The organism is Streptomyces sp. NPDC016845, from assembly GCF_044332585.1.
GTDB lineage: Bacteria > Actinomycetota > Actinomycetes > Streptomycetales > Streptomycetaceae > Streptomyces.
This window is the reverse complement of sequence record NZ_JBIRPI010000005.1, coordinates 98,795-109,536: the sequence shown is the minus strand read 5'-3', so window position 1 is coordinate 109,536 and position 10,742 is coordinate 98,795. Positions and strand designations below refer to the sequence as shown.

Sequence of the window (10,742 nt, the reverse complement as noted above, 5' to 3'; positions counted from 1 at the left end):
ATGTGGAGGGGACGCCTCCGGGTTCCGTACCCGGGGGCGTCCGTTTGTTCGGGTGGGCCTCCGGAGTGTCGGTCCGTCCCGATAGGCTGGACGAATGACCCCTGCCGAGCACCCAACGGCCCTCCCCACGGCCCCAGACGACGCCCTGGTAGCGGACTCCCGAGAGCGCGCCGTCCGCGCCCTCCTGCGCGAACCCCAGTTGAAGCGACTGTGGTTCGCGCAGCTCGTCGGAGGGGTCGGTGATGTGCTCGGGCTGCTTGTGCTCGTGGTGCTCGCGCTCCAAGCGGCCATCGTCCAAGGGTCGTTCGGCGGCGGATACCGGGGCGTGGCCTTCGCCGTCGCCGCGGTGTTCGGGGCGCGCATCCTCTCCACCCTCGTCTTCGGCGCCGTCCTGCTCGGACCGCTGACCTCGCTGACGACCCCGGGCGGCCCCCTCGACCGGCGCTGGACCATGATCGGCGCCGACGGGCTGCGGGCGGCCCTGCTGATCGTCGCCCCGCTCTGGATCGACTGGACGCCGGACAACGCACTGGCGCTGCTCCTCGTCACCGCGTTCGTCGCCGGTGTCGCCGAGCGGTTCTGGACGGTCGCCAAGGAGAGCGCGGCGCCGGCCCTGCTGCCCGCGCCGCCGATCGAGGGCGCGGCCGTACGGCCGTTGCCGGACCACATGGACGCGCTGCGCCGCCTCTCGCTGCGCACCGGCTTCGTCGCGATCCCGCTGGCCGCCGCCGTCCTCGTCGTCATCACGCTGGTGCAGAACCTGATCGGCGCGGGCGTCGACTGGTTCGCCCAGCACCAGGTCGCGCTCGCCTCGTACGTGGGCGCCGGGCTGTTCGCCGCCGCCCTGTCCGTCGTCTACTTCCTCGAACTGCCCGGCGTGCAGACCCCGCGCGCGCGGTCGCCGCTCGAAGGGCTGCGCCGCCCGAAGACCGCCGGCGCCGTCGACAAGGGCCGCACGAACGCGATCCCGCTGCTCGTCCTCGCCTGCGCCGCCGTCGCCGGAGCGATCGCCGCGTCCGTCGCCGTCTCCGTACTGCACGCCAAGGACCTGGGCGGCGGCCCGGTCACCTTCGGCCTCCTCGTGCTCGGCCTGACCGGCGGCACCGTCATCGGCATCCGCACCGCGCCGGCCGTGCTGCCCGCGCTGTCCCGGCGCCGCCTGCTCGCCCTCGCCATCGCCCTCACCGGCATCGCGCTCCTCGCCGCCGGTCTCGTCCCCGACGTGACCACCGTCCTCCTGGTCGTCACGATCGCCGGAGCCACCGCGGGCATCGCCGCGAACACCGGCCACACCCTGCTCGACCAGGAGAGCGAGGAGTACCGGCGCGCCCGCGTCACCGAGCACCTCCAGGCCGTCGTACGGGTCAGCGTCGCACTCGGCGCCCTCATCGCGCCGCTGCTCGCCGCGCTCGTCGGCCCGCACCGCCTGGAGAACGGCAAGTTCGTCTTCGCACACGGCGGCGCCGCGTTCACGCTGATGCTGGTCGGCGCGCTGCTGCTGCCCGTCGCCGCGCTGGTCCTCGCCAAGACCGACGACCGCAGCGGCGTCCCGCTCCGCCACGACCTCAAGGACGCGCTGCTCGGCGGCAACGACCCGGTGGCGGCCCCCGCCGCCTCCGGCTTCTTCATCGCCCTCGAGGGCGGCGACGGCGCGGGCAAGTCGACGCAGGCCGAGGCGCTCGCCGAGTGGATCCGCGGCAAGGGCCACGAGGTCGTCGTCACGCGCGAGCCGGGCGCCACGCCCGTCGGCAAGCGACTGCGCTCGATCCTGCTCGACGTCTCCTCCGCCGGTCTCTCGCACCGTGCCGAGGCGCTCCTGTACGCCGCCGACCGCGCCGAGCACGTCGACACCGTCGTACGGCCCGCCCTGGAGCGCGGCGCCGTCGTCATCTCCGACCGCTACATCGACTCCTCCGTCGCCTACCAGGGCGCGGGCCGCGACCTGTCGCCGACCGAGGTCGCCCGGATCAACCGGTGGGCCACCAGCGGCCTCGTGCCGCATCTGACCGTGCTGCTCGACGTGGACCCGGAGACCGCCCGCGAGCGGTTCACCGAGGCGCCCGACCGCCTGGAGTCGGAGCCGATGGAGTTCCACGCGCGCGTGCGCTCCGGTTTCCTCACGCTTGCCGCCGGTGACCCGGGCCGCTACCTCGTGGTCGACGCGGGGCAGGAGCCGGAGGCCGTCACGACCGTCGTCCGCCACCGTCTCGACGTCCTCCTGCCGCTCTCCGAGGCCGAGATCAAGGCCCAGGAAGAAGCCCGCAAGGCCGCCGAGGAAGAAGCGCGCCGCAAGGCCGAGGAAGAGGCCGCGCGCAAGGCCGAGGAGGAGCGGCTCGAGCGCGAGCGCCAGGAGCAGCTCGCCAAGCTGCGCGCCGAGGAGGAGGAGCGCAAGCGCCGCGAGCTGGAGGAGGCGCAGCGCATCGAGGCCGAGCGCCAGGCGGAGGAGGCCAGGCTGCGCGCCGAAGAGGCGCGCAAGAAGGCCGAGGAGGAGAAGGCACGCCTCCTTGCCGAGGAGAAGGCGCGCGCCGCCGAGGAGGAGCGCCGCCGCAAGCAGGCGGAGGAGGAGGCCCGGCTGCGGGCCGAGGCCGAGGAGCGGCGCCTGGAGAAGCAGCGCAAGGCCGAGGAGGCGTTGCTGCGTGCGGAGGAGGCGCGACGGCTCGCGGCGCAGGCGGCTCAGGCCGCGCAGGCGGCGCAGGCGGCTCAGGCCGCGCGGCCGAGTACGTCGGCTTCGGCCTCGTCCGCTTCGGCCGGTGCGGCCGGTGCGGCCGGTCTGCGTAAGCGGGAGGTCCCCGCCGAGCCTGCCAAGCCGTCTGCGTCTTCTGCGTCTTCCGCGCCTTCCGAGCCGGACAACGAGACGACGCTGCAGACGCCGGTCGTGCGCCCGCAGGCGCCGTCCGACGCCGAGGAGACCGCGGTCCTCCCGCCCGTACGGGAACCGGTCCGGGAACCGGTCCTGGACGCGGAGGAGACCGCCGTGCTCCCGCCCGTCCGGGACGCCGAGGAGACGGCCCAGCTGCCGCGCCCGCAGGCCGGCGCGGCCGACGAGACGGCCGTGCTGCCGCGGGTCCCCGACCCCGCCGAGGATCGGGTGCCGCAGGGGTACTTCCGCGACGAGCGGCCCGCGTCGGCACCGGAGAGCGCGGTCGACCGTACGGCCGAGCTGCCGCAGGTCGACGAGGAGGGCCGGCCGCGCCGCCGCCCCCGCCCCGACTGGGCGGAGGAGACCCCGCTGGACGACCTGCCGACGCTCGCCGACGAGCTGCTCGGCGGCCGGGACGGCGAGGACGACCCCTCCGCCGAGGACGGCGACGGGGGCCGGAAGCGGCGCCGCCGCTGACCCGGGACACATGGGCCACGGGTGGGGCTCAGGCCAGCCTGAGCTCCACCCAGTCCACCGTGTCCCCGTCGAGGCGGTAGCGGTCGACCTCGACGGTGAACCCGGCGCGCTCGGCGAAACGCAGCCCCGCCGTGTTCGACGTCAGCACGACCGTCTCGATGTGTTCGGCGCCGAGCGCGCGGGCCTTGGCGAGGCCGCGCTCGTACAGCGCCCTGCCGTGTCCCCGCCCGCGATGCTCCGGCAGGACGCGTGAGATGACCGTCGCCACCCCGTCCTTCGGAGTGCGCACGGTGGAGCAGCCGACGAGGACGTCCCCGGCGTAGGCGACCTCCAGGACGTTGCGCCCGGCGCGTTCGCGCACGTCGTCGAGGGGGAGGTACGCGGATGCGGCGGGGACGATCGTGTTGTGTGCGTGCTGCCAGTCGGCGACGAGGGTGCTGTCGTCGCCCGCGCCACCCGCCAGGGTCACCACGCGGAGATCGTTACGGGGATCGGTCATGCGCGTAGCCAAGCGGGCGCGGGCGGTGTTGTCAGTGGCGCCCGGCACAATGGCGGAAGTACGAGAAAGGGCGGTGCCCCATGGCCGTATGGGACGACCTGGTGGGTCAGGAGCGCGTGGTCGCGGAGCTGGGCGCGGCCGCGCGGGACGCGGACGCCCTGGTGACCGCCGCCACTGCCGGGCAGGCGCCGCCCGAGGCGTCGAAGATGACGCACGCCTGGCTGTTCACAGGGCCGCCGGGCGCGGGCCGGGTCACCGCGGCGCGGGCGTTCGCGGCGGCCTTGCAGTGCGTGTCGCCGGACAGAGCGCTCGGCGGCGCCCCCGGCTGCGGGTTCTGCGACGGCTGCCACACCGCGCTGCTCGGCACGCACGCTGACGTCTCCACCGTCGCCGCGGTCGGCGCCCAGATCCTCGTCGACGACATGCGCGACACCGTCCGCAAGTCGTACACGTCACCGGCGACGGGCCGCTGGCAGGTGATCCTCGTCGAGGACGCCGAGCGGCTGAACGAGAAATCGGCGAACGCCGTCCTGAAGGCCGTCGAGGAGCCCGCCCCGCGCACGGTGTGGCTGCTCTGCGCGCCCTCGGTGGAAGATGTACTGCCCACGATCCGCTCCCGCTGCCGTCTCCTCACACTCAGCACGCCCGCCGTGGACGCCGTCGCCGACATGCTCGTGCGACGCGACGGGATCGAGCCGGACGTCGCCGCGAGCGCCGCCCGCGCCACCCAGGGCCACATCGACCGGGCCCGGCGCCTGGCCACCGACCCGCGCGCGCGGGAGCGCAGAGCCGCCGTGCTCAAGGTGCCGCTGCGCGTCGAGGACGTCGGCGGCTGCCTCAAGGCGGCGCAGGAGCTGGTTGACGCGGCGGCGGAGGACTCCAAGCAGCTCGCCGAGGAGGTCGACACCAAGGAGACCGACGAGCTGAAGGCGGCGCTCGGCGCGCAGAGCGGCGGCCGCATGCCGCGCGGCACCGCCGGCGTGATGAAGGACCTGGAGGACAAGCAGAAGCGGCGCAGGACGCGTTCGCAGCGCGACTCGCTCGACCTGGCCCTCACCGAACTGACCGGCGTGTACCGCGACGTCCTCGCGCTCCAGCTCGGCTCCCGCGTGGCGCTCGCCAACACCGAGATCCAGGACACCCTGGAACGCCTGGCGCGCTCCACCTCACCGGAGTCGACGCTCAGACGCATCGAGGCCATCGGCGCGTGCCGGATCGCCCTGGACCGCAATGTGGCGCCGCTGCTCGCGGTGGAGGCGATGACGATGGCGCTGCGGGCGGGGTGAGACGTACTCGGCGGACCGCTCCGAACACGGACCAGCGTGTGCTACGTAAAGTGACCTGGCGCGCGCGGAGCGTTACGCTCTCCGGATGTACTCCAGGCGCCACCCCCACACCGCCCGTCGCCGTGCCGCCCTGATCGCCGCCGCCGCCGGGCTGCTGCTGGTCGGTATCCCGGCCTGTTCGCCGAAGAGTTCGCAGGCCGCGGGGGGCACGCTCGCCGCGCTGCCCAGCTCCGACGAGGCCCGGCTGAGCACCTACTACGACCAGGACCCGAAGTGGCGCAAGTGCGGCGCTCCCGGGTTCGAGTGCGCGACGCTGAAGGCGCCGCTCGACTACGACAAGCCGTCCGCGGGCGACATCGACCTCGCGATCTCCCGCAAGAAGGCCACCGGACCCGGCAAGCGGCTCGGCTCGCTCCTGGTCAACCCGGGCGGTCCCGGCGGCTCCGCGGTCGGCTACCTCCAGGCGTACGCGGGCATCGGCTACCCCAAGGGGGTCCGCGCCCGCTACGACATGGTCGCCGTCGACCCGCGCGGCGTCGCCCGCAGCGCGCCCGTCACCTGCCTCGACGGCAAGCAGATGGACACGTACACGCAGACCGACGTGACCCCGGACGACGCCGGGGAGCAGAAGCGGCTGTCGGCCGCCTTCGACACGTTCGCGAAGGGCTGCGAGACGAAGGACCGGACGTCGCGGCGCGTGCTGCCGCACGTGTCCACCGTCGAGGCGGCCCGCGACATGGACCTGGCCCGCGCCGCCGTCGGCGACGAGAAGCTGAACTATGTCGGCGCCTCCTACGGCACGTTCCTCGGCGCCACGTACGCGGGCCTGTACCCGGAGCGGGTGGGGCGGCTCGTCCTCGACGGGGCGATGGACCCGTCCCTGCCCGCCCGCGAACTGAACCGGCAGCAGACCGCCGGCTTCGAGACCGCGTTCCAGTCGTTCGCGAAGGACTGCGTGTCCCGCTCCGGCTGCCCCCTCGGCACCGGCACCCCGAAGCAGGCGGGACAGCGCCTGAAGGCCTTCTTCACCAAGCTCGACGCGACCCCCATCGGTACCGGCGACCCCGACGGCCGCAAGCTCGGCGAGTCCCTCGCCACGACCGGCGTGATCGCCGCGATGTACGACGAGGGCGCCTGGCCGCAACTGCGGGAGGCGCTCACCGCCGCCATGACCAAGAAGGACGGCGCGGGCCTGCTCGCCCTCTCCGACAGCTATTACGAGCGCGACCCGGACGGCAAGTACGCCAACCTCATGTTCGCCAACGCGGCCGTGAACTGCCTCGACCAGCCCCCGGCCTTCACCTCCCCGAAGGAGGTCGAGGAGGCGGTGCCCTCCTTCGAGAAGGCGTCCCCCGTCTTCGGCGCGGGCCTCGCCTGGTCCGCCCTGAACTGCGCGTCCTGGCCGGTGAAGCCCACTGGAGAGGCGCACCGCATCACCGCGGACGGCGCCGCCCCCATCGTGGTGGTCGGCACCACCCGCGACCCGGCCACCCCCTACCCCTGGGCCAAGGCCCTCGCCGCCCAGCTCTCCTCCGGCCACCTCCTCACCTACGACGGCGACGGCCACACGGCGTACGGCCGCGGCAGCGACTGCATCGACGGCGCAATCAACACCTACCTGCTCTCCGGCACCCCTCCGAAGGACGGAAAGCGCTGCTCGTGACCGGTGTGTCCGGCTGACACCGGGCGATCCGCGGCCATAAAAGGGTGGGCAGAGCACCCCAGGGAAGCGTGTAGGATTGGCGATGTTGCTGACGCACTCACGTGCGCGCGGCGGCGCCGCCTTAGCTCAGATGGCCAGAGCAACGCACTCGTAATGCGTAGGTCTCGGGTTCGAATCCCGAAGGCGGCTCTGTGGAAGCCCCAGGACTCACTCGCCGTGACCTGGGGCTTTTGCTTTGGGCGGACGCGGCAGCGCTGGGTGCGCGGCGCCGCTGGGCACGCGCCGCGCGGGTGTCGGGTCCAGGTCCCGCAGGTCTCGTCCTTGTTCGCGGTGGGGCGTTGGGAGGCCCATGACCTCTTGAGTGCGGCGCTCGACTCCTCTTGTGCCTCGGCCATGGCGTCCATGGGTAGGAGGCTTCCTTCGACGTCCTGGCGCGCGGGTTGTAGCGCTGCCAGGAGCCGGGTGGAGATCTCTGCGCCGGCCTGCATGTTTTCGGCCAGGACTCAAGGCTCACCGACCACCCCGGCGCTATTTGGTGTGGTCCTCGCTACCTCTCGTTGCGATCGGCAAGACGTGAGTGTGAGGATGCTGGGCATGTCGGGCAGCGGGGGAAGCAGCGAGGCACCGGGACCGATTCGCCGTTCCGTGTTCGATGAGTATGCGGAGATGGCCGGGTACGCCGTAGACAAGACGCGTCCCGGCGTGGTGCAGAGCGACGGACCGCCGGACACCACGGCACCGGAAGGACCCGCCGTACCGGTGACCGATGAGCCGCCGGAGCCGCAGACCGCAACCGAGCTGTCTGCTGTCGAACCGGCCGCTGAGGGCCTTGACGTGGAGTTGAGGCGGCGGGAGTTCGCGGAACTGCTGGGTGCGTTTCGGCGCACGGCGGTGCTGGTACCGCTCGGTGTGGAGCCGGGCTCCGACGGTGAACAGGGCTGGCTGACGGCCGACTTCAACGGGATCCGGTTCATCCTGGCTTTTTCGGACGAGTACGCGCTGGCCCGGTATGCGCACGCGCGCGGCGAGTACGGCCGTGAGTGGGTGTATCAGACGGTGCTGGGCGCGAAGTTGTTGGATGTGGCGGTGCCGGCGGCCGGGGTGCCGTGCGGGGTCGCGCTGGACTGCGCGGACGCCCCGGGCGGAGGGATGGTGTTCCCTCCCGTGAAGGGCATCGTGCCCGACGAGGCCGCTGTGGACATCGACGATGAGGGGAAGCAGGCGTGACCGACGGGGGCGGCAAGGGTGCGAAGGATCTTCAGGCCAAGGGCCTGGATCTGATCACGAGAGGGCTGACTGAAGCCCTGGGTGAGCTGAAGGAACTCGGGATGGTGGGCGAGGCCGGAGCCGGGCGGGGCTTCAGTGATATCGCGCTGTCGGGGCTCGAGTTGGGCCATGAGGGTGTGACGGAAAAGGTCCACTCGTTCTGTGAGCGGTGGGAGTGGGGCGTGCGCTCGCTGATCAACGAGGGGAACACGTTCGCGGAGGGCGTGGGGCTGTCGGCGGGTACGTACTACGAGACCGACCATTACGTGGAGGGCGCCCTGAAGATCGGGCTGAACTCCGCCATCGGCAATCCTTACGCCACCGAGGACGAGGTCACGAAGCAGGGCTGGGGAGACATCGCCACCTTCGGTGTGCTCGGCGGCCCGGACTACAGCGCGGAGTCGTGGGCGCAGGCCAACGAGAACGTCAAGCAGGGCTATAAGGACGCGGGCCGCGACATCATGACCTCCCGCACCGCGTTGTTCGGCCTGAACCCGCAGAACCTGCACGGCGATGCCGGGATGTCGGACGCCGAGTACAACCAGTGGCTCGACAATCAGTTCGGACCCTCCCCCGAGGCGCGCGCCAAGGCTGCCGAACAGCAGCAGGGCGGTCAGGCCGGGGGCGAGCAGTAGTGGGCATCATCGGCGACTTCAAGGACGGCCTCAACGATGGCCTGAAGGCCGGCGGGGATCTGATCGACTCGGGCAAGAAGAAGCTCGGCGAGGTCGTCGACTATGGGAGCGACAAGCTCGGCGACGGCCTGGACCACGTCGGTCTGGACAAGGCCGGTGACTGGGTCCACAAGGGCGGTGACTATGTCGCGGCGGGCCTGGGAGCGACCCCGACCGAACAGGGTCTGGGCCACACCGATGACCCCACCGAGCTCGTCCACGGCAAGCCCGGCAAGATCCGGGAAGCGGCCAAGCACCTCAAGGACTTCTACACCGCCTTCGACAAAGTCAGCCGGGGCATGCGGAAGGTCGATGCCTCGGGGTGGAAGGGCGAGGCCGGTGACGCCTTCCATCGCAAGATCAGCATCCACCCCACCAAGTGGGCCCAGGCAGCTGACGCGTGCGAGGACGCGGCAAAGGCACTGGACTCCTACGCCGACTCCGTCAAGTGGGCGCAGGACAAAGCGCAGGACGCCATCGACACGTACAACCGCGGCAAGCGCACGAGCGCGGAGTCCGCCAAGGCGTACAACAAGAGGATCGACGCCTACAACGTCAAGGCCCTCTCCGGCGAGGACCCCGGCCCCGAGCCGGAGCCCTGGAAGGATCCGGGTGAGGCGGATCGCAGCAAGGCCGAGCACATCCTGGAGGATGCCCGTCGTGCTCGTAACGAAGCTGCTGCCCGTGCCGAGGCCGCCGTGGACGCCGCACTGGCGCACGCCCCGGCCGAACCGCCGCCCCTGACCCAGCTGAGCAACTCACTCGTCGACGCGAGCACGGCCCTCGACGTCGAGTCCACGCATCTGTTGGGCGGCGTGATCAAGGGCAGTGCGGGCCTGGTCAACTTCGCCCGCGGTCTGAACCCCTCCGACCCCTACAACCTCACGCACCCGGCCGCGTACTACCAGAGCCTCAACATGACGCTCACCGGCCTGGTCTCCGCCGGCACCCACCCCGAACGCATCGTCACTGCTGCCATCGACGGCTTCAAGAACGACCGTTCGGAGTTCATCGGGCGGCTGCTGCCGGAATTGCTCGGAACCAAGGGCGCGGGCTTCGCCAAGAGCGGCGTGCGGCTCGCCATGAGGGAGGGCAGTGAGGCCGCCGTATCCGGCGCCGCGCGTACGGGGTTGCGGGCGGTGGACGATGTCAGCGGCGCGCGCGGTGGGCTGCACGCAGCGGATGACATCGGCGGCGCACCGCATCTGCCGGACTCCTGGAAGTTGGACGAGGGAGCGGCCGCACACGTTGACGACGGTCTCCAGTCCCCTTCGAAGCTCACAAGAGAAGAATTCGCCGACCTCAGCGTCGAGCAGAAGCATGCTGCCGCGTCTGCTGAACTGCGTGACGGTGCGCGTATCTTCGCCGACGAATCGGAGGCGATTTCCTATGGACGGGATTACTGGAACGATCACGCCAGTAATCTTCCGCAAGTCGAAAGGGACGCACTTTACGACTACTCGCGTGAAGGGGGTGCCCCCGTTACTTACAAGGAGATGAACGGGTACCTCCGGGGCAACACCGATCTCGGCACTCCCGACGTCCTCCACCACATCGAGCACGCAGACAAGGGGCTGGCCGGCCGACCCCTTCCGGAGGACATTACGGTGGTGCGGGGGCAAGGAGTGGATTACCTCGGCTTCAGGCGACCCGAGCAGATGATCGGGAAGGAAATCACCGAACCGGGCTACTTTTCGTCGGCACTTGGCGACAACGGGGCCGCAGGAGTCTTCGCCAACGAGAAGGCCATCGTGCACCTCCGCGTCCCTGAGGGACATCCGGCAATCTGGATGGAGAACGTGAGTTACTTCGGCATGGGTGAGCGGGAGATTCTCCTCGGACGCGGCACCACGTACCGGGTGACCCGCGCCTTCATGGACAGCGGGCAATGGCACATCTACGGCGAAGTCCTGCCTGGGAAGTAAGAAGAGGAAGACACGTATGAGTTCCGATAGCAGCGGCGCCGAACCGCGCTTCGTCAAGCGCACGACCAACCCGCGCCTGCACGAAGACGACG

The 10,742-nt window shown here is 71.2% G+C and carries 7 protein-coding genes and 1 tRNA gene; 7 read left to right on the top strand and 1 reads right to left on the bottom strand.

Going from position 1 to position 10,742, the window contains the following annotated elements; all coding sequences use genetic code 11:
• Positions 1–94 precede the first annotated feature (94 nt).
• Positions 95–3,337 (top strand): dTMP kinase, encoded by a 3,243-nt coding sequence (tmk, locus tag ACH4RC_RS16370; RefSeq protein WP_398200773.1) that lies wholly within the window; start codon positions 95–97, stop codon positions 3,335–3,337.
• Between the two features lie 28 nt (positions 3,338–3,365).
• Here the strand turns inward: tmk and ACH4RC_RS16365 are convergent, their stop codons facing one another.
• Positions 3,366–3,836: a GNAT family N-acetyltransferase gene (locus tag ACH4RC_RS16365; RefSeq protein ID WP_398200770.1), complete on the bottom strand. Its 471-nt coding sequence runs from the start codon at positions 3,834–3,836 to the stop codon at positions 3,366–3,368.
• An 80-nt stretch (positions 3,837–3,916) separates the two neighbouring features.
• Here ACH4RC_RS16365 and ACH4RC_RS16360 point away from each other — a divergent pair, with 80 nt between their 5' ends.
• The 6 genes from ACH4RC_RS16360 to ACH4RC_RS16335 all read left to right on the top strand — a co-directional run bounded on the left by ACH4RC_RS16360 (position 3,917) and on the right by ACH4RC_RS16335 (position 10,650).
• Positions 3,917–5,122 (top strand): DNA polymerase III subunit delta', encoded by a 1,206-nt coding sequence (locus ACH4RC_RS16360; protein WP_398200768.1) that lies wholly within the window; start codon positions 3,917–3,919, stop codon positions 5,120–5,122.
• Positions 5,123–5,207: 85 nt separating this feature from the next.
• Positions 5,208–6,785 (top strand): alpha/beta hydrolase, encoded by a 1,578-nt coding sequence (locus ACH4RC_RS16355; protein ID WP_398200765.1) that lies wholly within the window; start codon positions 5,208–5,210, stop codon positions 6,783–6,785.
• Positions 6,786–6,900: 115 nt separating this feature from the next.
• Positions 6,901–6,974 (top strand) — tRNA-Thr (locus ACH4RC_RS16350).
• Positions 6,975–7,379: 405 nt separating this feature from the next.
• Entirely contained in the window at positions 7,380–8,012 is a 633-nt protein-coding gene (locus ACH4RC_RS16345; RefSeq protein WP_398200762.1) for a hypothetical protein, read from the top strand.
• Positions 8,009–8,686, top strand: coding sequence for a hypothetical protein (locus ACH4RC_RS16340; protein ID WP_398200759.1), 678 nt, complete (start codon positions 8,009–8,011; stop codon positions 8,684–8,686). The genes ACH4RC_RS16345 and ACH4RC_RS16340 overlap by 4 nt, the downstream gene beginning before the upstream one ends.
• The gene (locus ACH4RC_RS16335) at positions 8,686–10,650 is read left to right on the top strand and encodes a putative T7SS-secreted protein (RefSeq protein ID WP_398200757.1); all 1,965 of its coding nucleotides are present in this window, start codon (positions 8,686–8,688) and stop codon (positions 10,648–10,650) included. Before ACH4RC_RS16340 ends, ACH4RC_RS16335 begins: the two co-directional genes overlap by 1 nt.
• The last annotated feature ends 92 nt before the right edge of the window (positions 10,651–10,742 follow it).

What these genes read in the sequence shown, in the direction of transcription:
- tmk (WP_398200773.1), top strand. Translation starts at nt 95, where the DNA reads ATGACCCCTGCCGAGCACCCAACGGCCCTCCCCACGGCCCCAGACGAC.
- ACH4RC_RS16365 (WP_398200770.1), bottom strand. Translation starts at nt 3,836, where the DNA reads ATGACCGATCCCCGTAACGATCTCCGCGTGGTGACCCTGGCGGGTGGC.
- ACH4RC_RS16360 (WP_398200768.1), top strand. Translation starts at nt 3,917, where the DNA reads ATGGCCGTATGGGACGACCTGGTGGGTCAGGAGCGCGTGGTCGCGGAG.
- ACH4RC_RS16355 (WP_398200765.1), top strand. Translation starts at nt 5,208, where the DNA reads ATGTACTCCAGGCGCCACCCCCACACCGCCCGTCGCCGTGCCGCCCTG.
- ACH4RC_RS16345 (WP_398200762.1), top strand. Translation starts at nt 7,380, where the DNA reads ATGTCGGGCAGCGGGGGAAGCAGCGAGGCACCGGGACCGATTCGCCGT.